This is a genomic window from Streptococcus sp. W151 (assembly GCF_053010205.1).
This window is the reverse complement of the sequence record NZ_JBRKNT010000008.1, coordinates 26346-49553: the sequence shown is the minus strand read 5'-3', so window position 1 is coordinate 49553 and position 23208 is coordinate 26346. Positions and strand designations below refer to the sequence as shown.

At 45.4% G+C, this 23208-nt stretch carries 16 protein-coding genes and 1 tRNA gene; 13 read left to right on the top strand and 4 right to left on the bottom strand.

Going from position 1 to position 23208, the window contains the following annotated elements; genetic code table 11:
• Positions 1-227 precede the first annotated feature (227 nt).
• The gene (gene ypfJ, locus ACVC7Q_RS09705) at positions 228-1136 is read right to left on the bottom strand and encodes a KPN_02809 family neutral zinc metallopeptidase (RefSeq protein WP_049483800.1); all 909 of its coding nucleotides are present in this window, start codon (positions 1134-1136) and stop codon (positions 228-230) included.
• Between the two features lie 144 nt (positions 1137-1280).
• Here ypfJ and rpmG point away from each other — a divergent pair, with 144 nt between their 5' ends.
• The 3 genes from rpmG to nusG all read left to right on the top strand — a co-directional run bounded on the left by rpmG (position 1281) and on the right by nusG (position 2342).
• Complete coding sequence (gene rpmG / locus ACVC7Q_RS09700; protein WP_003009043.1) at positions 1281-1433, top strand: 50S ribosomal protein L33; 153 nt, start codon at positions 1281-1283, stop codon at positions 1431-1433.
• Positions 1434-1442: 9 nt separating this feature from the next.
• Positions 1443-1619, top strand: coding sequence for a preprotein translocase subunit SecE (gene secE, locus ACVC7Q_RS09695; protein ID WP_003002261.1), 177 nt, complete (start codon positions 1443-1445; stop codon positions 1617-1619).
• Positions 1620-1805: 186 nt separating this feature from the next.
• A complete protein-coding gene (nusG, locus tag ACVC7Q_RS09690) occupies positions 1806-2342 on the top strand; it encodes a transcription termination/antitermination protein NusG (RefSeq protein ID WP_003002077.1) in 537 nt (178 codons plus the stop codon).
• A 251-nt stretch (positions 2343-2593) separates the two neighbouring features.
• Here the strand turns inward: nusG and ACVC7Q_RS09685 are convergent, their stop codons facing one another.
• The gene (locus tag ACVC7Q_RS09685) at positions 2594-3352 is read right to left on the bottom strand and encodes a hypothetical protein (RefSeq protein WP_447265694.1); all 759 of its coding nucleotides are present in this window, start codon (positions 3350-3352) and stop codon (positions 2594-2596) included.
• Between the two features lie 143 nt (positions 3353-3495).
• Positions 3496-3566: transfer RNA gene (locus ACVC7Q_RS09680), tRNA-Cys, on the bottom strand.
• Positions 3567-3819: 253 nt separating this feature from the next.
• Here ACVC7Q_RS09680 and rpsB point away from each other — a divergent pair.
• Together rpsB and tsf are read left to right on the top strand one after the other, a co-directional pair.
• Entirely contained in the window at positions 3820-4602 is a 783-nt protein-coding gene (rpsB, locus tag ACVC7Q_RS09675) for a 30S ribosomal protein S2 (RefSeq protein WP_049506885.1), read from the top strand.
• 83 nt (positions 4603-4685) lie between these two features.
• Positions 4686-5726 carry a translation elongation factor Ts gene (gene tsf, locus ACVC7Q_RS09670; protein ID WP_049492557.1) on the top strand — a complete coding sequence of 347 codons (1041 nt, stop codon included), beginning with the start codon at positions 4686-4688 and terminating at the stop codon, positions 5724-5726.
• A 346-nt stretch (positions 5727-6072) separates the two neighbouring features.
• On the opposite strand, the gene ACVC7Q_RS09665 is transcribed toward tsf, so the two are convergent.
• On the bottom strand, positions 6073-6543 hold the full coding sequence (locus tag ACVC7Q_RS09665; RefSeq protein ID WP_447265693.1) for a COG2426 family protein: 471 nt from the start codon (positions 6541-6543) through the stop codon (positions 6073-6075).
• A 169-nt stretch (positions 6544-6712) separates the two neighbouring features.
• Between ACVC7Q_RS09665 and ACVC7Q_RS09660 the strand changes: the two genes are divergently transcribed.
• From ACVC7Q_RS09660 to ACVC7Q_RS09625, 8 genes are all read left to right on the top strand, one after another.
• Positions 6713-7234 (top strand): Dps family protein, encoded by a 522-nt coding sequence (locus ACVC7Q_RS09660; RefSeq protein ID WP_447265692.1) that lies wholly within the window; start codon positions 6713-6715, stop codon positions 7232-7234.
• A gap of 214 nt (positions 7235-7448) precedes the next feature.
• Positions 7449-14249 (top strand): Ig-like domain-containing protein, encoded by a 6801-nt coding sequence (locus ACVC7Q_RS09655; protein ID WP_447265691.1) that lies wholly within the window; start codon positions 7449-7451, stop codon positions 14247-14249.
• Between the two features lie 106 nt (positions 14250-14355).
• On the top strand, positions 14356-18066 hold the full coding sequence (locus ACVC7Q_RS09650) for an alpha-L-fucosidase (protein WP_447265690.1): 3711 nt from the start codon (positions 14356-14358) through the stop codon (positions 18064-18066).
• Positions 18067-18435: 369 nt separating this feature from the next.
• A complete protein-coding gene (locus tag ACVC7Q_RS09645) occupies positions 18436-18900 on the top strand; it encodes a CtsR family transcriptional regulator (RefSeq protein ID WP_447265689.1) in 465 nt (154 codons plus the stop codon).
• Positions 18901-21330: an ATP-dependent Clp protease ATP-binding subunit gene (locus tag ACVC7Q_RS09640; RefSeq protein WP_447265688.1), complete on the top strand. Its 2430-nt coding sequence runs from the start codon at positions 18901-18903 to the stop codon at positions 21328-21330.
• Between the two features lie 9 nt (positions 21331-21339).
• Positions 21340-21828, top strand: coding sequence for an ECF transporter S component (locus ACVC7Q_RS09635; protein WP_195423744.1), 489 nt, complete (start codon positions 21340-21342; stop codon positions 21826-21828).
• Positions 21806-22213 carry a DUF4430 domain-containing protein gene (locus tag ACVC7Q_RS09630; protein WP_447265687.1) on the top strand — a complete coding sequence of 136 codons (408 nt, stop codon included), beginning with the start codon at positions 21806-21808 and terminating at the stop codon, positions 22211-22213. The genes ACVC7Q_RS09635 and ACVC7Q_RS09630 overlap by 23 nt, the downstream gene beginning before the upstream one ends.
• Before the next feature lie 164 nt (positions 22214-22377).
• A complete protein-coding gene (locus tag ACVC7Q_RS09625) occupies positions 22378-23103 on the top strand; it encodes a hypothetical protein (RefSeq protein WP_447265686.1) in 726 nt (241 codons plus the stop codon).
• The last annotated feature ends 105 nt before the right edge of the window (positions 23104-23208 follow it).

Here is a 23208-nt window from a genome sequence, read left to right as displayed (position 1 = left end):
CGAAGAAGTTCCATGACTTAGTTTTGGACCTAAGGTTCCAAAACTCCCGAGTGCTAGAAACAATCCTATTTCTAGCACTTTTCTCACGGCGGAAAGTTTCTGTTGAAATGATCCTAATAGTATTAATTATTTTAATTTTTCAACGTCACTTAGGTTGTTTTATGTAAAATGCAATTTGTCTATATTCTAAAAGATCTATTCAGAAGTATTTCTGAATAGATCTTTGTTTAAAGTTCACTATCTGACAAGCTAAAGGTATCGCCGTGTTGGAGATCCCCGTACTGGTAGCCCCGTTTGAACCAGCGCATGCGTTGCTCCGAAGTCCCGTGGGTAAAGCTATCTGGCACCGAGTAGCCGTATGCTTGCTCCTGGAGAGTGTCGTCACCGACTGCATGGGCCGCATTCATAGCTTCTTCGATATCACCGATATCCAAAAGGTTTCGGTCTTGAATGGAGCGGGCCCAGACACCTGCTAGGTAATCTGCTTGCAGCTCGATGCGGACGCTGATGGCATTTCGTTCCTTTTCAGAAAGTCCTTGCTGCATCCGGTGGTATTTGCCAAGGATTCCCAGCTCATTTTGTACGTGATGGCCGACTTCGTGGGCGATGACGTAGGCCATGGCAAAGTCACCACTAGCCTTGTATTTGGTGGTCAATTCCTTGTAGAAACTCATATCCAAATAAATTTTCTTATCGGTTGGACAGTAGAAGGGGCCAGCCGATGCTTGCCCAACCCCACAGCCTGTCTTTGTCCGTCCGGTATAGAAGACTAGTTTGGGCTCCTGGTAGGTCCGTCCTTCTGCTTGAAAGACCTTGTGCCAATGATCTTCTGTTGTCCCAAGGACTTTGCTGACGAACTGGGCGTCTGCATCATCGACATGGGTCTTGTTGGTGCGCGTGACTTGGGTGGACTGGTAAGGTTGTGAAGTCCCATTTCCAAAGAGGCCCCCAAGGCTAGCTCCCCCTCCTAGAAGGACCATGAGAAGGATGATGATGATCTTACTCTTGAAGCTACCAGGCGATAGCAAAATCTGTAAAATGCCCCCGCCAAGGTTACTGTTGCCTGAAGACTGGGAGTAGCTTTGCCCTCGACGGTCTTCGATATTTCTACTTTCTTTTAAGTTATCACTTTTCATATTCGTCTCCTTTTGTTTTATTTTACCAAAAATGAGGAAAAAACTAGAGTGATAACGCTTTAGATTTGCTTTTTTATTAACAGTAGATTTTCTGTCCTTGTCAAAACGTGGAAAACTTGCTATAATGGGGTGAACGGAGGCGTTATGGCATTAAAAAAAGCAAGTCTAGCGTGTACGGTTTGTGGGTCACGCAATTACTCCATTAAGTTGAGTGGGACGCCAAAACCAACACGTCTAGAAGTCAATAAATTCTGCAAACATTGCAGCAAGTATACCATCCATAAAGAAACACGATAGGAGAGAGTTGTGAAATTCATTAAAGATATTTTCGTCTTACTAAAAGATACAACTTGGCCAAATCGCAAGGAAAGATGGAAAAACTTTATCTCAGTGATTGAGTACACCGCTTTCTTTGTTGCATTGATTTATTTGTTCGACAAAGTCATTGCACGTGGCCTATTGCACATGATCAATTTCTTTTAAGAAAAGAAGCCAGGCGGGATCCCAAGGGTCCTGCTTTTATGGTCTTTTCTTAAAAATAAATCAGCAAACCTCTTTGCATTCCGGCAAAATGTGGTATAATGAAGCTAGGAAAAGGAAAGCCAAGAGGCTTTTTTTAGTGTGTTCACAAAAGCTCGAGCAGGCTAAACAGAAAGAAAGGATGCCCAAATGGACAGTTTTGATAAAGGCTGGTTTGTACTACAAACCTACTCAGGATATGAAAACAAGGTAAAAGAGAATCTTTTGCAACGTGCGCAAACTTACAATATGTTAGAAAACATCTTGCGCGTAGAGATTCCAACTCAAACCGTACAAGTTGAGAAAAACGGTAAAACAAAAGAAATCGAAGAAAACCGCTTCCCAGGTTATGTCTTGGTCGAAATGGTCATGACAGATGAAGCTTGGTTTGTTGTCCGGAATACCCCGAACGTTACTGGTTTCGTTGGATCCCACGGAAACCGTTCAAAACCAACTCCATTGTTGGAAGAAGAAATCCGCAGTATCTTGCTCTCTATGGGTCAAACTGTTCAAGAGTTTGATTTGGATGTCAAAGTGGGCGATACAGTTCGTATCATCGACGGTGCCTTCACAGACTATACTGGTAAGATCACTGAAATTGATAACAACAAGGTCAAAATGGTCATTTCTATGTTCGGTAACGATACGGTTGCAGAAGTGAATTTGAACCAAATTGCTGAATTGTAAGAAAGAGAGAGTGGGACAGCTTCAACAGTCTGGGAGACTGTTGAAAGTTGCAGATAAAGGAAACATAGTTTCCGTCAACATAGGGTATTTTTGAAGCTTAAAAAGCGAACAAAGACTTAGGATACTTGCTTCGCAAGTTCTATCCACCACCTCAAAGCAGTGCTTTGAGCACTCAACCACTGCGTCTTGCTCGACAATCCAAAAACAATTAAGAGGCTAGGACTTTTGTCCCAGCCTCTTTGTATAGATCGTTATTGATTTTTATCCAGACCTGTGATCTTTTTTAACTGCTTGGTTTCTGCAGCAGACGTAACATTGAAGATCTTATTTCCTTGTGTAGAGAAGCTAGATTCATCTCCGTTGCTATCTTTATAGACATAGCTAGTCCCATTTTCTGAACGCATAATGGCATAGGGTTTTCCGAGACGCTCGAGAGCTGTTTTTGGTGTATCGGATTTGGAAATGCTGCCAGTAGACTGGTGGTTGGCATCGCCCCCTCTTAGTCGGAAGGTGATATCTGTTAACACATTATTACGGAAGAAAGCCATGATATCGCCATTGTCTGTTGCCCAAACATTGACCCCATCGCCAGGATTCGCACTGTCTGTACTACTTACGGATTGACCAAAGGCTGCAACTACGTCATCGTAACTGCTTCTTTCTTTTGGCCCACCAACCTCTTGTCCATCTTCGGTTCTTAATACAAAACCAGTGGTAGGGTGGAGGTTCTTGAGCTTTTCGATCTCAGGAATGGATGCGGCTCCTGGTACATATTGGAGAGACGCGCCATCATCTGGATCCAAGCTGAAGCGATCTGAAAAATCATCTGAGCTAGTGCTGTCTGAAGAAGTGCTCGACGGTTTACTAGATGATTTTTTGGTTGAAGATTGTTTGATCGGTTTTCTAGAACTAGAAGCTGTTTTTGCTTGTTGCGCAGAATTGGCAGGTAAGCAAGCTGCTAGTGTTACTAGTGAAAGAAGGCCGATCGTAAAGAAACGAATGTTTTTCATAATGACCCTTTCTAATGTGCTTCGCCGATCAGGCGAGGTTTTATTATATCAATAATCAAGGAATGGAGCAAACGGAAACAAAAAATCCCCTATTGCTAGGGGAATTTTTAAAAGATAAAAGATGATAAAAAATTTTATTATCAAGGCGGTAGACGGATTTGAACCGACGATCAAGCTTTTGCAGAGCCGTGCCTTACCACTTGGCTATACCGCCGTAACATATAATATTGTAACCTAAAAAACAAGATAGGTCAAGAAAAACTTTTTCCTTCAAATCATTACAGATGAAGAATGCTGAAAAAATCTCTCAAATAGCTTGCGAATTCTAGGGATTTCTGCTATACTTATAGAGTTGTCTAAGACAGCAAATACTCATCTCGGATCCATTGTGGCACCGTTGCCCTTGTGGTCGTGCTGCAAGTTGACGTCTGAGAGAGGAGAAAAAAACAAAAAAGGAGAAACTACTCATGGCAGTAATTTCAATGAAACAACTTCTTGAGGCTGGTGTACACTTCGGTCACCAAACTCGTCGCTGGAACCCTAAGATGGCTAAGTACATCTTCACTGAACGTAACGGAATCCACGTGATCGACTTGCAACAAACTGTAAAATATGCAGACCAAGCATACGACTTCATGCGTGATGCAGCTGCAAACGATGCAGTGATCTTGTTCGTAGGTACTAAGAAACAAGCTGCTGATGCTGTTGCTGAAGAAGCTGTTCGTTCAGGTCAATATTTCATCAACCACCGTTGGTTGGGTGGAACTCTTACTAACTGGGGAACAATCCAAAAACGTATCGCTCGTTTGAAAGAAATCAAACGCATGGAAGAAGATGGAACTTTCGAAGTTCTTCCTAAGAAAGAAGTTGCATTGTTGAACAAACAACGCGCTCGTCTTGAAAAATTCTTGGGCGGTATCGAAGACATGCCTCGTATTCCAGACGTAATGTACGTTGTGGATCCACATAAAGAACAAATCGCTGTTAAAGAAGCTAAGAAATTGGGTATCCCAGTTGTAGCGATGGTCGACACAAACACTGACCCAGATGACATCGATGTTATCATCCCAGCGAACGATGACGCTATCCGCGCTGTTAAATTGATCACTGCGAAAATGGCTGATGCTGTTATCGAAGGTCGTCAAGGTGAAGACAGTGTTGCTACAGTAGAAGCTGAATTGGCAGCTACTGAAAGCCAAGCTGATTCAATCGAAGAAATCGTTGAAGTTGTAGAAGGCGACAACGCTTAATTTCATTCAATAAGTAACGAACCTAAGAGGGCAGGGCTCAGCCCGACCCTCTTCTTTTATTAAAAAAATATAGGAGAACAAAAATGGCAGAAATTACAGCTAAGCTTGTAAAAGAATTGCGTGAAAAATCTGGTGCTGGTGTCATGGACGCTAAAAAGGCATTGGTTGAAGTGGAAGGCGATATCGAAAAAGCGATCGAATTGCTTCGCGAAAAAGGTATGGCTAAAGCAGCTAAGAAAGCTGACCGTGTTGCCGCTGAAGGTTTGACTGGTGTTTATGTAGACGGTAATGTTGCAGCAGTTGTTGAAGTGAATGCTGAAACTGACTTCGTTGCGAAAAACGCTCAATTCGTTGAATTGGTGAACGCAACAGCGAAAGTGATCGCTGAAGGTAAACCAGCTAGCAATGAAGAAGCTCTTGCGTTGACAATGCCTTCAGGTGAAACTCTTGAAGCTGCATATGTATCTGCAACAGCTACAATCGGTGAAAAGATTTCATTCCGTCGTTTTGCTTTGCTTGAAAAAACAGATGCACAACACTTCGGTGCTTACCAACACAACGGTGGACGTATCGGTGTTATCTCTGTAATCGAAGGTGGAGACGAAGCACTTGCTAAACAAATCTCAATGCACATCGCTGCAATGAAACCAACTGTTCTTTCATACAAAGAATTGGATGAGCAATTCGTGAAAGATGAATTGGCACAATTGAACCACGTCATCGACCAAGATAACGAAAGTCGTGCAATGGTTGGTAAACCAGCCCTTCCACACTTGAAGTATGGATCTAAAGCTCAATTGACTGACGAAGTTGTCGCTCAAGCTGAAGAAGATATCAAAGCTGAATTGGCAGCTGAAGGTAAACCAGAAAAAATCTGGGATAAAATCATCCCAGGTAAAATGGATCGCTTCATGCTTGACAACACTAAAGTTGACCAAGCTTACACTCTTCTTGCACAAGTTTACATCATGGATGACAGCAAGACAGTGGAAGCTTACCTTGAATCAGTAAATGCTTCAGTAGTTGAGTTTGCTCGCTTTGAAGTTGGTGAAGGTATCGAAAAAGCAGCTAACGACTTTGAATCAGAAGTTGCAGCTACAATGGCAGCAGCTCTTAACAACTAAGAATAAAAAAATAAGAGGTTTCGATGGGAACCTCTTTTTTTGTAAGATAAAGTCATCTAAATAACTTTCCTTAGGTGAGTACGGACGTCAGCGAACTTCAAAGAAGTTCCATGACTTAGTTTTGGACCTAAGGTTCCAAAACTCCCGAGTGCTAGAAACATGATTGTTTCTAGCACTTTTCTCACAGCGGAAAGTTTTAGTAGATGACTGAATAATTCTAATAAATAAATTTTTTTGTTTTATAGAATTTATTAGATTTGTAAAAAAACAGTTTGTCTATACTCTTAGAGGAACTGAAGCCTCTTTTTTGTATGCAAAAACTGAAGTCGATGCTTCAGTCTTTTGGTTAATGTGCAAAGGTATCGATTCCTAAAAGCAGGGAAAGAGTTCCCATGATGAGGCCGGCTAGGATTACTCCGAGCATGACGGCCAGGCTACTGCGTTTGAAGTCCCAGTCAAGGATAGAAGCTGCAAGGGCCCCAGTCCAAGCCCCAGTCCCCGGAAGAGGAATTCCAACGAAGAGCAATAGGGCCCAGAAGATTCCTTTGTCACCCGCGGCTTTCTCCAATTTCTGGCCGCCTCTATGTCCCTTACTGAGACACCAGCTAAAAAAGTCTCCGATAATTGGTTTCTTTGCGCCCCAGGTGAGAATATGGCGGGCGAAAAAGAAGATCAGAGGGACAGGGAGAAGGTTTCCGATCACTCCAATGAGGAGCGCTGTCCATAAGGGAATGCCATTTGCAATGGCAAAAGGGATGGCCCCACGCAACTCAACGAGGGGAACCATGGAGATCAGGAAGGTAAAGATATATTTCATTGGTTATGCCTTTCGATTAGTCCTCTTCATTCTATCGTATCTTCCAGTAATTGACAACTATTCCAGCTTTGGAATGATCTTTTTAAATCTTATATCTTGACTTTCTGATGGAGAAAGCATATAATAAAGACATAATTAATTAGAATCATTATAAAAAAGGAGAAATGATATGACAACTATGAAACATGAAGCAGCTACTGATGTAGCAACTTTTGCACCATCTAATAAAGAAACTCTTCCAGAAACAAAAGCCCTCTTGAACCAAGTCGTAGCAGATCTCTACGTGGCTCATATTGCCCTTCACCAAGTACACTGGTATATGCGTGGACGTGGCTTTATGGTTTGGCATCCAAAAATGGATGAATACATGGACAGCTTGGATGCAACCTTGGATGAAGTGAGCGAACGCTTGATCACTCTTGGTGGCGCTCCTTATTCTAGCATGACTGAATTTTTGGAACACAGCAATATTGAAGAACGCCGTGGAGCATTTACAAAAAATGTAGAAGAAAGCTTGACACGTGTTCTTGAAATCTTCCATTACATTGATGGCCTTTACCAAAAAGCATTGGATGTCACTGATGCTGAAGGTGACGATGTAACTAACGATATCTTTGTTGGGGCTAAAGCAGAACTTGAAAAGAACATTTGGATGGTGGCTGCTGAACTTGGTCAAGAACCAGGATTATAAGATCATAAAAAATAGAAGCCTTTGGCTTCTATTTTTTTGGTTCGTAGGAGATTTCCACTAATTAAAGGAATTCTTAATCTAACTATAGTTGGAGCGAAATCGAGGCCTATCGCTCCTATTTTTTTGGTATAGTTAATATGTGATTTTCTGTAAGCGCTCGCAGGTATAAGAAAGCGCTTACAAATTTAATTGTTAAACCTAAGAGGAGGTTCTTATGGGAAAGTCTTTTTTTGAAAAGCGTCCTGTGTTTAGTATTCGGAAGCTCTCTGTTGGAGCTTGTTCTGTTGTGATTGGGCTTTCTGCCTTTGGGCTTTCAAGGGTTCATGCGGAAGAAAAGCCAGCCCTCGAAAGTGAGCCGACTTCGATTGAGACACCAAGTGTTGTGACGGAAAAATCAGGAACGGAAGTTCCTGAAGCTGTTGCAAGAGTTTCGGAAGCTCCAGCTGTCATTACCCCTACCAGAGCTGAGGAAAAACCAGCGTCTCAAGACGATGGTCAACCCGTTTCTACTTCATCTGAGCGTGCTACAGGAACGGAAGCAGCAGCTGCTCCAGATCAAAATCGTGTAGCGGAGGATATTGTGCAAGATCGAGAACGTGATTTTAATAAAGATTGGTATTTTAAATTGAATGCGGCTCCTGGTGCAGAAGGGCGTCAAGTGGATGTCAAGGATTGGAAAAAATTAGATCTTCCTCATGACTGGTCTATTTTCTTTGATTTCGATCACAACTCTCCTGCTCAAAATGAAGGGGGGCAATTGAACGGTGGGGATGCTTGGTATCGTAAGACCTTCCGTTTGGATGACAAAGATTTAGATAAGAAGGTCCGCTTGGAATTTGGCGGGGTTTACATGGATTCCAAAGTCTATGTAAATGGACAATTTGTCGGTCATTACCCAAATGGCTACAATGCCTTTTCTTATGATATTACCCCTTATTTGAACGCAGATGGAAGTGAAAATACCATCGCCGTTCATGTGGTCAATCAACAACCAAGTAGCCGTTGGTATTCTGGTAGTGGGATTTACCGGGATGTTAAGCTGAGTGTAACGGACAAGGTTCATTTGGCGCAGTATGGGACTACGATTACGACCCCTCAGTTGGAAAAACAGCAAGGTGGGGCAGTGGATACTGTGGTGAAGAGCCACATTGTCAACCAGGATGATCAAGCTCATAGTATTTATGCGGAATATGAAATTGTCGATCAAAATGGCCAAATGGTGAGCGAAAAAACGCGCAGTGAGGCGCAATCTGTTTTAGCTGGTCAAGGAATCAACCTCTCACATACCCTTCATGTTGAAAAACCGACCCTCTGGGATGTGAAAACGGATCATCCAGCTCTTTATACTTTGTATACGCGGGTTTATCGGGATTCACAGTTGGTGGATGTGCAAAAGGAACGTTTTGGTTATCGCTATCTGAACTGGACGCCAGAAGGTGGCTTCTTCCTCAATGGGGTGGCTACGAAATTCCACGGTGTTTCCCTTCACCATGACCACGGGGCTCTTGGTGCTGAGGAAAATTACAAGGCTGAGTACCGCCGCCTCAAACAGATGAAGGACATGGGGGTCAATGCTATCCGGACGACCCACAACCCAGCGAGTGAACAAACATTAAAAATTGCTGCCGAGTTGGGCTTGATGGTCCAAGAAGAAGCTTTTGATACTTGGTATGGAGGCAAGAAACAATACGATTACGGTCGTTTCTTTGAAAAGGACGCCACTCACCCAGAAGCTCGGAAAGGGGATACTTGGTCAGATTACGATCTACGGACCATGGTAGAGCGGGGTAAGAACAATCCAGCCATTGTCATGTGGTCAATCGGTAACGAAGTCGGTGAAGCAGATGGATCTGATAAGTCTGTCGCAACCGTTCGTCGGTTGGTCAAGACCATCAAGGAAGTGGATGCAACTCGCTATGTCACCATGGGAGCTGATAAATTCCGCTTTGGTGATGGATCAGGAGGGCATGAAAAGGTAGCGGCAGAGCTCGATGCAGTTGGAATTAACTATTCAGAAGCCAACTATGAAAGCCTTCGAGCGAAACACCCAAACTGGCTCATTTATGGTTCTGAAACCTCTTCTGCGACGCGGACACGGGGCTCTTACTACCACCCTGAAAGAGAATGGGTCGGAAGCAACCAAGAAGATCGCCACTATGAACAATCAGACTACGGCAATGACCGGGTTGGTTGGGGTCGGACAGCGACAGCCTCTTGGACCTTTGACCGCGATCATGCTGGCTATGCAGGGCAATTTATCTGGACTGGTACAGACTATATCGGTGAGCCAACACCATGGCACAACCAAAATGACACACCTGTGAAAAGTTCTTACTTCGGTATTGTCGATACGGCAGGTCTTCCAAAGAATGATTTTTACCTCTACCAAAGCCAATGGGTATCGGCTGAAAAGCATCCGATGGTGCATCTCTTGCCACATTGGAACTGGGACAACCCAGAATTGGCCAATCGTGTCATGGATGAAGAAGGTCGGATTCCTGTTCGGACCTTCTCCAATGCCCACAGTGTGGAATTGATTGTCAATGGGGAATCACAAGGAGTGAAGACCTTTACCAAGAAGACCACAGCTGATGGCCGGACCTATCAGGAAGGGGCAAATCCGGATGAACTCTATCTAGAGTGGTTGGTTCCTTATGTACCAGGTAAGGTGGAAGCCATTGCGCGCAATGAAGCGGGCGACGTGATTGCGAAAGATCAAGTCGAAACAGCCGGCAAGGCTGCAGGTGTTCGCTTGTTGAAAGAAGAACATGCGATTGCAGCAGACGGTAAGGATTTGACCTATATTACCTATGAAATTGTTGATGAAGAAGGCCGTGTCGTGCCAACTGCCAATAATGTGGTGCATTTCCATTTACATGGACAGGGCCAAATTGTCGGTGTCGACAACGGAGAACAAGCCAGCCGTGAGCGCTACAAAGCACAGGCAGATGGCTCGTGGAAACGCAAAGCCTTTAACGGCAAAGGGGTGGTCATTGTCAAATCAGCTGAGCAGGCAGGATCCTTTACTCTTTATGCAGACTCAGACCGCTTGCAATCAGACCAAGTCAGCCTCTTTACAGGTAAGAAGGACCAAGCGGAACGCACCGTATTGGGTGTAGAACCCGTTCGACAAAGCGCTTATCTGGGAGAAGAGCCAGCTTTACCAAGTAAGGTCAATGTGGTCTATAGCGATGGCAAGGCCCAAGAAGAAGCCGTTGAGTGGGACAAAGCAGACTATAGTCGTGCAGGCCAAGTTCGTGTGACAGGTCATGTTCAAGGACGCACGGTCGAAGCTCTGGTTGATGTGATCGGCGTGGAACAAGTCCTTCCAGTTATCAAACAAATCCCACAGGGAGCAGACCTAGCGACAGTGGATAAGACTGTGCAATTGGTCTTCACAGATGGTCGAACAGTTAGCTATGAAGTTGATCAATGGACCTTGGAAGCTGGTCAAGAAGATCAGTTGTCCACACCAGGAGCACGCTTGAAAGCGACAGGAATATTAGGCAATGGGGAAACGGTTCAAGCAACACTAGTGGTTACAGGAGGAGATGTAGCCAAGGCTAAGAAACCAACGGTTCAGCTAGATGGAGTAGCTCTTCCAAAATTTGGTAGTGGTAACCATACCATTTTCCGTTCGCTGGCTTATGGTCAAGAACCAGGTCAAGTTACAGCGAGTGCAGAAAATGCTCAAGTGACAGTCCTACAAGCCAATCGAGAAAATGGTTTGAAGGCTCAAATCTATGTGACTGCTAAGGATACGGGAGCTGTACAGACCTATGTGGTCCAATTCCAAGAAGAAAGTCCACAGATCCAGCGTTTAGAATTGCGTCTGTCAGAAGGGCAAGAACTCAAGGAAGACCAAACAGTCACACTTGATGTCCTAGCTCATTACCAAGATGGCAGTGTGGCTAGTCTCCAAGCGGATCAAATCGATGTGGTAACGGCAACCGGTAGTCAAGGAAAAGCAGTCGCAAGCAAGAAAGGTTTGGAACTGCGGGAAGCAGGATTGGTTCATTTAGAAGCCAGCTTCCAAGGACAAACAGGAGAATTAACATTTACCATCACTCCAAATCCAGAAGAAAAGACAGTTGTCAAGGTACGTCCTGTACGGATCAGCACCGATCGAAACGTTTTGCCAGCTCTTCCAGAGACAGTCTTGGTTGAGTATGATAAGGGATTCCCGAAAGAAAAACGCGTGACCTGGGATGTCGTAACAGCAGACCAAGTCAAGGATTACCATAGCTTTACTGTCACAGGTCAGGTAGAGGGTGTGGAAAAAGAAGCCCAAGCCCAAGTCACCGTTGAAGGCATTATCGCTGTAGAAGAAGTCAGCACCACCACTCCAGTCGGTGAAAAACCAGCACTTCCAGAAAGCGTGCGGACCTATCACTCCAATGGTAAGACCTATGCTGCTAAGGTAGCCTGGGATGCGGTCGATCCGCAACTCTTGGCCCAAGAAGGAGAAGTTGTCCTCTCCGGTCGTGTAGAAGGAACGGATCTTCCAACACATCTTCATATTCGTGTTTCTAGCACCACAGTCAAGGGAGCCAACGTAGCAGAACAATGGACAGGATCAGTCTTGCCACTCGCTTTTGCAAGCGATTCTAACGATGCAGATCCAGTTGCTAAGGTCAATGATAAGGTCATCTCCTTTACCGATGCTCCAGCTAACCGTTGGACCAACTGGGGCCGTGACAATGCGGAAGATTCTGTCGGTATCTTGTTTGGGGACTCTGGTATCTTGACCAAGCGTGCAGTGGACAACCTCCATGTTGGTTTCCACGAAGACCACGGTGTTGGGGCTCCAAGTGAATATGTGATTGAGTACTATACAGGGGAACAAATCCCAACTGTTCCAAGCAATCCAAATCGGGTCAAAGACGAAACAGACCATCCATTTAACAATCCAGCTAACTGGAAAGAGGTCAGCCACCTAACCGTTGAAGAACGAGTAGCAGCTGGTAAGATGAATCATTTCAATTTTGATAAAGTTGACACCTATGCCGTTCGGATCCGTATGAAGACACCAGAAGGTAAACGTGGAAGTTCTATTTCAGAAATTCAGATCTTTGCCAATAAGGTTGCAGCAGAAGAAAAGAGTCAGCTGACCATTCGTGTTAATGGCGATGTCTTGCCAGGTGTCAACCCAAGTGTGACAGATTACTACATCGATGCACATGATCGGGCTTATCCACAAGTGGAAGCGACAGCTAGCCGTCACGGTCTTGCAACGGTTGTGCCAAGCGTCCATGAAGGAGAGCCAATCCGCGTCATCCACAAAGCAGAAGATGGCACCATCTTACAAGAATACCGTCTCCATCTCACAAGTGATGCAGAAAAACTGAAACAATCTGCTCCAGTAGCAGTGGAAGCAGGTCGCCGTTTTGTGAAAGTCGGTCAAAATCTGGTTTTACCATCTACAGTAGGTGTCTTCTTCAAAGGAGATACAGGTTATGACCGCAAAGAACTGACCGTGGACTGGCAAGCTGTACCAGCTGATGCGCTTTCTCATGAAGGCAGCTTCACGCTAGAAGGAAAAGTCATTGGCTATGATCTGACGGCTCAGCTGACCGTCCGGGTGTCAGAAAAGACAGGAGAAATCCTCTCTGTGAACCGTGACTACAATGCAGAGGATACCAGAGCCTTTGCCAGTGAAACCAATGATCTCGATCCAAACCAAATCGACTATATCGATTACATCAACGATGGTGGCTACAACGAGTACTATCGTTGGACCAACTGGAAGAGAGAACCAGATCAAACAGAAGTGTTTGCCGGTCTCATCTTCAAGAAAAATGGTCAAGTAACAGAGCGTTTAGTCAATAAAGTAGCAGTCGACTTCTTTGCAGATCAGGAAACAGGTCTGCCAACGAAAACTGTTCTTGAACGCTATATTGGTCCAGACTTTGATGTTCCGGATGATTATGGCAATCTGAAGAATCTTCCGGATCATCCATTTAACCAGACTTCTAACTGGGAAGAAATACCTTATAGCTTGGATTATGACTTTGAGGCTGGCTACATCTCTAACCTCAGCTTCAATGAAACTAGAACCAAAGCCATCCGTTTAAGAATGGTTCGTGATGAAAATCTTAAAGGTATCGGAATCATTGAATTGAGCGCCTATGCCCCAACGGAAGAGGCTCAGGCGACAACAGACGTCACCATTCAAGTGAATGGCAAAGACCTAGAAGGATTTAACCCAGATGTGACAGATTATCATCTAGAGTATGAGGGAGAACGTCCAATCGTTTCAGCACTTGGCAAGAATGGCACAGCTGTTACCGTCGTGGATGCTAAAGGAGCCAACGCCCCTGTTCTTGTCAAGGTTATCTCAGAAGACGGCAAGCTCGAAAAAGTATATCAACTTTCTCTCTCCGCAAAAGCACCTACAGGTTCAGCCATTCCTGAAGAAGGAGTTAAGAATCTGGTCCATACCAAGCCAGAGTTGGTGATTGAGCCAGAAGAGATGGACTTTGAACGCCTAGAACGTCCAAATGTGGATCTTCCAAAAGGTGAGAAACGTGTGGTTCAAGAAGGTCAAAAAGGCCGCAAATTGCGCTTAGTGGAGGTCTCTCAAGAAAATGGTGTGGAAAGCCGGAAGGAACTGGATGCCTTTGTAGAGCTAGATCCAGTGGCAGAAATCACAGAGGTGGGCACGAAAGAAGTGCTTCCAGACACTCCACAACCAGAGCTGCAGCCACAGCCAGAACCACAACCGCTTCCGAGCCCCGAACGTCCTTATGTCTCAGAAAGACCAGAGCCAGCAGAAACTTCTAAGTCATCTGTTGGAGTGGAACCTGTCAGTCAGAAAGGAATCGTTTCAGAAGGGAAGGCAGTTGAGAAAATAGCTCAGGCGCCAGCAGTTTCGTCTGCTCCAGTTTCCGAAGGTACATTACCAAATACAGGATCAGAAGAAAGCGTCGCAAGCCTCGTTGCAGGTCTCCTAGCAGCAGGACTTGCCGGTGCTGTGCTGGATGATAAGAAAAAAAGAGCCGATAAGGCCAAGTAAAAAAACTGGATAAACCAGTAAACATACGGTGAAAAGTTCACAGGTAACAGAAAGAGGATGGGGGGAGTCTCCACCCTCTTTACCTGATGACATAAAGGAATGGAATATGGGAAAAAGATTATTTGATAAGAGAAATCGATTTGGCATTCGCAAACTCTCAGTAGGGGTTTGCTCTGTAGTCGTAGCGACTTGTTTTTTAGGAGTCACTACCAGTTATGCAGAGGAACAAGCTGAGAGGAGTAAGACTCGTGAAGAACGAGTCGACACAAGTGATGTCGAGCATCAAGGGGAGGAGGAAAAAACTGTGAAAGATCACCAAGAAGAATCAGAACAATCTTCACCCGCAACGAGTGAGAAAGAAAGCCGAGCAGTCAGCCAAGGGACAGAAGCAACCCAACCAGCCACTTCTCTAGATGAGGAGCCTGAGATTGCGGATTACGGACCGCTTCCAAGTAAGGCCCAAATGCAATACCACCGCGAAGAACTAGCAGCCTTCATTCACTTTGGGATGAATACCTACTACGATCGTGAGTGGGGAGATGGGCAAGAAGATCCTTATTATTTCTATCCAGAGCATCTGGATACCGATCAGTGGATCAAAACCCTGAAAAATGCTGGCTTCAAACGGACCATCATGGTCGTCAAGCACCACGATGGCTTCCTCTTGTACCCTTCTAAATACACCGACCATACCATTGCCAAAAGTGGTTGGAAGGAAGGAAAAGGCGATGTCCTAGCCGAAGTTTCTGCTTCTGCCAGCAAGTATGACATGGATATGGGGGTCTACCTCTCACCTTGGGATGCTCACAGCCCGCTCTACCATGTGGATACAGAGGACCAATACAACGAATACTATCTCAACCAGCTCAAAGAAATCCTTGAAGATCCAAAATATGGAAACAAGGGCAAGTTCGTAGAAGTCTGGATGGATGGAGCGCGTGGCGATGGGGCTCAAAAAGTCACCTATACCTTTGACAAGTGGTTTGATGCCATTCGTAAGGCCCAAGGAGATATTGCCATCTTCTCAGCTGAGCCCACCAATGTTCGTTGGATCGGAAATGAAAAGGGGGTTGCCGGAGATCCGGTTTGGCAAAAGGTCAATCCAGATAAGATCCGCAACAATCCATCCAACAGTTACCTCAATCACGGGGATCCAGAAGGGAAGCAATACTCAGTGGGAGAAGCGGATGTTTCTATTCGCTCCGGCTGGTTCTACCATGACAACCAAGAGCCTAAGTCCTTGCGCGAATTGATGGACATTTACTTCAAATCGGTCGGCCGTGGAACCCCGCTTTTGCTCAATATTCCACCCAATCAAGATGGGAAATTTGCGGATGCGGATGTGGCCCGTTTGAAAGAATTCCGCCAGACCTTGGATCAACTCTACAGTGTGGACTATGCGGCAGGAGCTTTGGTCGAAGCTGACTCGACACGACGCAATGCTCATTATTCAGCCATCCATTTGACAGATGGCGACGAAAAGACCAGTTGGGCACCAGCAGATGATGCCAAGACCGGCTCTTTTGTGCTCGATCTTGGAAAAGAGCAACACTTTGATGTGGTAGAGCTCAAGGAAACGATCGAGAAAGGGCAACGGATTTCCGGTTTTACCATCGATGTAGCGGTGAATGGGCAATGGGTTCCTTTTGGGGCTGGGTCAACCGTTGGATACCGCCGTTTGATTAAAGGCCAACCAGTTGATAGTCGCTACCTCCGGGTGTCCATCACCGATGCCCAAGCCACTCCAATCTTGAACGGCGTCTCTGTCTATAAGACGCCAGCTAGCATTGAAGAAACGGATGGCTATCCGCTTGGTTTGGCCTATCATTCTGACCGGACTGCTGACCGTGCCAATAGCCAATGGAATGAAGAGGGAGAAGGCGTTCGAGGCACCTCTATGTGGACCAAGGAAAAGGGAGCTTCGGTGACCTATCAGTTCGAAGGCACCAAGGCCTATGTGGTCGCAACCGTAGACCCTGGTCATGGGGAAATGGATGTCTATGTTGATGGCCAAAAACTAGCGACGGTTAATACCCAAAGTCCAACCCGCAAACGCAGCCAAAAGGTTTATGAAACACCGGATTTGAAAGCAGGAGCCCATACTTTGACCTTGGTCAATAGCAAGGGAAATGCGATCGCAACGGAAGGGATTTATTCCCTCAATAACCAAGAAAAGGGTCTCTTTGAGTTTGCTCAGCCAACCCTAGCTGTTAAGAAAGGCGACCCAGCGCAAGTCGTCGTCAAGAGAAAAGGTGGCTCTAAAGGAAGTGCCAGTCTTAAATTAATCACAGAACCAGGAACAGGGGTTCATGGCAAGGTTTATAAAGATACCAATATCACTCTCGAGTTTGCAGATGGAGAGACAGAAAAAACAGTCCAAGTCCCAACCCTTGATTTTGCAGGCAAGGCGACAGATGTCTATGACTTTAAGGTCAAATTGGTGCATCCGGATCAAGGAAGTCTGGTCGGCTTTATTCCAGAGCTGACAGTCCAAGTGATGAACGAGGACTTGCTTCCGGAAAATCGTAAAGATGTGGATGACCAAGATCCAAAACTGCACTACAGCCAAGGCTGGCATCATGAGACAGACAATCAAAACTTCTCAAATGGAACAGAATCCTGGTCGAGCTTTAACCAAGTGACCGATGAGGAAGGCAAGAAACACATTGACGTGACCATCACCTTTAAGGGAACTGGTGTGGAGGTTCGAGGAGTGGTTGATCCAAGCCATGGTCTCTACAGCGTCACCCTAGACGGAAAAGAAATCGCCTTTGAAGAAGGGCGGGGGCATGATTATGAGATCAAAGGCGATCATTACTTCAGTGGCTACGGAGATCAACGCAAACTCGACCAGAGTTTGGTCAATCTGCAAGGCCTAGCAAAAGGCTACCACCAGCTACGCTTGCATCTAGATCCAGCCCTCAATGATCCTCAGTCATCTAGAGCCATCCAGGTAGACCGGTTTGTCCTATCAGGAAAAGATAGTCAGTTGCTCAGTCAAGAAGAGCTACAACAGATTATCAAAGAAGGAGTAGAAAAGATCAAGGCTACTTCACTCGATCGCTTGAAAGCAGATCTCAAACCGACTATTCAACATCAATTGACGGAATTGACTCAGTTGTTGAATCAAGAGCGACCAGATTTGGTTGCTGCAGCGAATCAAGTGGAAGCCCTTGAAACCATCTTAGAAGATGCTCACAATTATGAATCGCTGACGCAGACACGCCCAGACGAAGGTGTTCGGGATTTGATTCTTGAAAAGCCAGAACTGCTCATAGAAGCGGAGGAGATTCCATTTGAGAGTCAAACGCGTGAAAATAAGGATTTGGCCAAGGGCGAAAGCAGGATCCTTCAGGCAGGAAAAGTCGGTCGTCGCTTAAAATTGATCGAGGTCCGGCAAGAAGGAGGTAAAGAAATTCGGACAGAAGTCGATGCCTTTGTCGAAGTGGAAGCCCAGGACCAGCTGACAGAAATCGGTACAAAGGAAGCAGAAGAAAATCCTTTGAAACCTGAGATACCGACTCCAAACACACTTGTAACTCCAAGTAAGGAGCAGCTAGAAGTTGCGACTCTTTCTCAAGCAGACGACAAAAAAGAAAAAGAAACTCCAGTGCTCCTACAAGCATCGACTCCGCCAGCAACTCCTAATTTGACGGCAGACCATCCAGTAGAAGAAAAGGTAGAAAGCCCTTCTCTTCAACCGGAAGGGAAACTACCTCAAACCGGTACGAAAGAAGGTGGTTTGTTCGCTTGGTTCGGCCTGCTTGGTCTAGGTTTCTTGGGTGGAGGTGAGAAATTTGCTCGTCGCAAAGAGTAGTTGATTCTTCTCATAAGAGGCTGGGACAAAAGTCCTAGCCTCTCAATTGTTTTTGGATTGTCAAGCAAGACGCAGTGGTTGAGTGGGCTCTACTACGCTGATTTCATCAGCTTTTACAGCCCTACTCAACTGTGCGGAGGTGGGATGACGAAATCGAATTCTAACGAATGACCGATTTCTGTCCCACTCTCTTTTATTTTGTCTTCTTAAGAGATTCCCATTTCCACAGAGTCTTTGCTTTATTTACAGCCATAAAAATTGTATAATAGTCAAATAAGGTCAATGATCAAAACGAACACTCCAAGGGCATCTTTATGCGCTGAAGAGTAGAGTATCTATCTAGAAGAAAACAAGTCAGAAAGGAGCATCATGGCAAGTAAGAACACATCTGATAGCATTGAAGCTTATATCAAGGCCTTGCTGGCTCAAGCTGGCATGGCAGAGCTCAAAAGAAGTGAGTTGGCAGATGTCTTTCAGGTCGTACCCAGTCAGATTAACTATGTTATTAAGACCCGCTTTACCGAGAGCCGAGGCTATATTGTAGAGAGCAAGCGCGGTGGTGGGGGCTATATCCGCATTGGCAAGGTCCAGTTTTCAGATCACCATCAGATGCTTCAAGACTTGGCAGCCAATATTGGAGAGACCATCAGCCAGCAGGTCTTCCATGATATCCTCCAGATGCTCCATGAAGAAAAATTATTGACAAAACGTGAGACTCAGCTGTTCTTTGCGACGACCTCCGATGAGGTTCTAGGTCGAGATGCTCTCATCATACGAGCAAATATGCTGAAAAAAATCATTCAACAAGTAGATAGAAAAGGAAATACCGACTAGATGAACTATTCAACAGCACTGTTAGAAAGTATAGAAGCGGCCCAAATACTAGCAGGCCACTACCAAGGGAATACCTTAGATACTTGGCATCTTTTGACGGCCATGGCCAATAATCCCTATAGCGTGGCAGGTTCTGTACTCAACGATTATCCTATGCAGATTGACGAATTTCAGGATGCAGCGGAGCATATTACAGGCCAGGCTTTTCAAAGCGACAATCGGTATGAAATCTTCCCATTTTCTTATCGGATGGAAGCGATGATGAAGCACGCAAAGGAGATTGCCCAGGTCCTTCATGCCAAGACCTTGGGAACAGAGCATGTGCTCCTCTCTCTTCTAGCGGACCGTGGGACTTTGGCTAGCCAAGTCATGGAGTTTGCAGGTTTTGCCTTTACGGAGCAAGACAAGGGTGTTCCCATTGCTTCCCTTCGCAAGAATTTAGAAGACAAGGCAGGCTGGGACAAGAATGATATCAAAGCTATCCGGAATCTTTATCGGGCTCAAAACCCTAACCGCCAAACCATGGGGAATATGATGGGCATGCCCCCAAGTACAAGTGGAGGTCTTGAAGACTATACCCGTGATTTGACAGAAATGGCGCGTGCAGGTCAGCTCGAGCCTGTGATCGGCCGGGATGCAGAGATTTCACGCATGATCCAAATCCTCAGCCGCAAGACCAAGAACAATCCTGTCTTGGTGGGAGAAGCTGGGGTCGGAAAGACTGCTCTTGCATTAGGTCTGGCCCAGCGGGTCGCTAGTGGCAATGTTCCAGCTGAAATCGCGCAAATGCGTGTCCTGGAATTGGATCTCATGAATGTGGTGGCAGGGACGCGCTTCCGTGGGGACTTTGAAGAGCGGATGAACAATATTATCCAGGATATCGAAGAAGACGGTCACGTGATCCTCTTTATCGATGAACTGCATACCATTATGGGGTCAGGATCGGGCATTGATTCGACCTTAGACGCAGCCAATATTCTAAAACCAGCCCTGGCACGAGGGACCTTGCGCACAGTTGGGGCTACGACTCAAGATGAGTACCAAAAGCATATCGAAAAAGACGCGGCTCTCTCTCGTCGTTTTGCGAAAGTCACTATTGAAGAGCCAAGTGTTGCAGATAGCATCCAAATTCTCCAAGGCTTGAAAGAAACCTACCAGGACCACCATCATGTGACCATTACCGATGAAGCGATCGAAACAGCTGTCAAATATGCCTACCGCTATTTAACCAGCCGTCAATTGCCAGATTCAGCCATTGATCTCTTGGATGAAGCGGCAGCTACCGTACAAAACCGCGAGTCAAACGGCCAGGTAAAAGAAGAGTTGACCGCATTGGACCGGGCTTTGATGGATGGCAAGTGGAAGAAAGCAGCCCAGCTCTTACAAGTAGAGGCTGCTCCCATTGTCTACAAAAAAGAGGTCACTGACCAAGATGTTTTGGTGACCTTGAGCCAATTATCGGGTATTCCAACTCAAAAACTGACCCAAACTGATGCCAAGAAGTACCTAAACTTAGAAACAGAATTGCATAAGCGCGTGATTGGTCAAGACCAAGCGGTATCTAGTATCAGCCGGGCCATTCGTCGCAATCAATCGGGTATCCGTAGCAATAAACGTCCGATCGGATCGTTCATGTTCCTAGGGCCTACCGGTGTCGGAAAAACGGAGCTAGCCAAAGCTTTGGCAGAAGTTCTGTTTGATGATGAATCGGCCCTCATCCGTTTTGATATGAGTGAGTACATGGAAAAATTTGCGGCTAGCCGCCTCAACGGTGCCCCTCCAGGCTATGTGGGCTACGAAGAAGGGGGCGAGTTGACCGAGAAAGTCCGCAACAAACCTTATTCTGTCCTCTTATTTGATGAGGTAGAAAAAGCCCACCCCGACATTTTCAATGTCCTCTTGCAGGTCTTGGATGATGGGGTCTTAACCGATAGCAAAGGCCGGAAGATCGACTTCTCTAATACCATTATCATCATGACCTCAAACCTGGGAGCAACAGCCCTTCGAGATGATAAGACAGTTGGTTTTGGTGCCAAAGATATCCGCTTTGACCAGGCCAATATGGAAAAACGCATGTTTGAAGAGTTGAAGAAGACCTATCGTCCAGAGTTTATCAACCGGATTGATGAAAAGGTGGTCTTCCATAGTCTCTCAAGCGAGGACATGCAACAGGTGGTGAAAGTCATGGTCAAACCGCTCATTACAACCTTGGCCGAACAAGGCATGATCCTCAAATTCCAGCCTTCAGCGCTCAAGTTGCTAGCAACCAAAGGCTACGATCCAGAAATGGGAGCTCGGCCACTCCGTCGCGTTTTGCAGACCGAAGTGGAAGATCGACTAGCAGAGCTATTGCTGAAAGGCCAAGTCCAAGAAGGGCAAACCATCAAGGTTGGAACAACAGCTGGAACGATCAAGTTCGAGATTGTCTAGGAGGACGTCATGACGCTTCAGCGATTAACCCGTATTTCGCTTTTGGCGGCACTTTGTGTCGCCCTACGTCAGGCTTTTGCACCCTTTCCCAATGTCCAACCTATTTCTGCCATCTTCTTTCTCTTGGTGATATTTGAAGGGTATAGCTTTGCTTTTCTTGTTATGATGATCACCATGTTTGTCTCCGCCTTTTTCCTGGGGATGAGCCTGATTGTGTTCTTTCAGATTGTCGCCTTTGGCTGCTTGATGCTTCTTTGGCATATCAGTTACAAGTGGTTGCCCTTTATCCTTCAGATCCTTTTTGTGGGGCTACTGTCCTTTGCTTATGGGGTCTTGATCGATAGTGTTTATGCCTTGATTTACCATATTCCTTGGTGGACCTATGCTTTGGTCAATGGTTTTAGTTTTAACCTGGCCCATGCTTTATCAACGATCGCTTTTTATCCCATTATCTATCATATCTTTAGGAGATTTTATGTTGAAAAAAACCATTTCTAGCCTGACGACCTTACTTGCAGCCCTTCTTTTAGTGAGTTGCACTCCGTCTCATAGCACAAACAATCAACCAACAGCTTCTAGCACAGAAGTTACCAAGAAAAACGAAATTTCGATTACAGTAAGTGTAACGCCAGAAGGTCAAGAAGCGCAATCGAAAACCTTGAAAGTAGCAGAAGAGAGCAATCTTATGAAAGTGCTCAAAGCCAACTACAAGATTGAAGAAAAAAATGGCATGATCACCTCGATTGACGGTCACAGTCAAGACGAAGCCAAAGGCCTTTACTGGATGTACAAGATCAATGGCGAAATGGCTCCTAAAGGAGCGGCAGAAACTACTGTCAAAAAAGGGGACAAGATCGAATTCTATCAAGAAGTGTACAAATAATGAGTAGCTGGACAGTGTGTCCGGCTCTTTTTGTGATAGTATAGGAACTTACCTAAAACTTCTTTCAAATTAGAAAAATATTTGAGAAACTATTGACAGCCTCATATAACAGTGTTACAATAGCGTTACAAAATATTACAAATGTTACAAAAAGAGGTTCGGTTATGAAAAACAAAAAAATCATTTCCCTAGCAGCGCTAGCTCTTACAGCTAGTCTTTTCCTAGGAGCTTGTGGCGGGAATAAAGAAGAAAAGGCAACAGAAGCAAGCAGTTCAAAGACCAGTCAAGTCAAACAAACCAGCTCTTCTTCCAAGAAAAAAGTGATCACTAGCAAGGATCCGATTGCATCTTCGTCATCTGATAGCAAATCAGAAGAAAGTCACACCGTTGGTAGTAAAAATACCCAAGCTGCAGCTAGTCAAACACCTGCTCCAGCTAAAGCAGCGACTCCAGCAGCGCCAGTAACAAAAGAAACAAAAGAAGTGACCGCTCCAGCAACACCAGCTAAAGAAAAATTGCCAAGTCTAGAAGAAGGTCATGCTCATGCTAAGAAGCAAGCATCTGCTACGGAGAATGCCCAATACAAGGGAGTCTATTCCGTGGCAGCAGGGGACTTCTCCGCAGCAGCAGGGAATTGGTCTGACAAACGTGACACTGGAGTCACTATTGGTCAAGGTGGTCAAGTGACCATCCAACTTCCTGGGGGTCAACCCGTAGCTTATGGCGTCAGCGGTTATAACTATACCTTGGATGACGGCCATTACCATGCTAATCTCTCAGCAGGCGATGGGTCTGCAGCGACTCTAGATATCGTAGTTGGAAAAGATGGCTCTGTATCCAGTGTGACGGTTCTGAAAGACGGTGTCAGCCACTCCCTCACTCGTGAATAAAAGTCGAAAGATTTGAAAAGAAAATCTTATCTTTTCAGATCTTTTTTTGCTGTTTTGAAGAAAAATATATTTTTTTATAAAAAAGTGTCGACATCCAAAAAATAT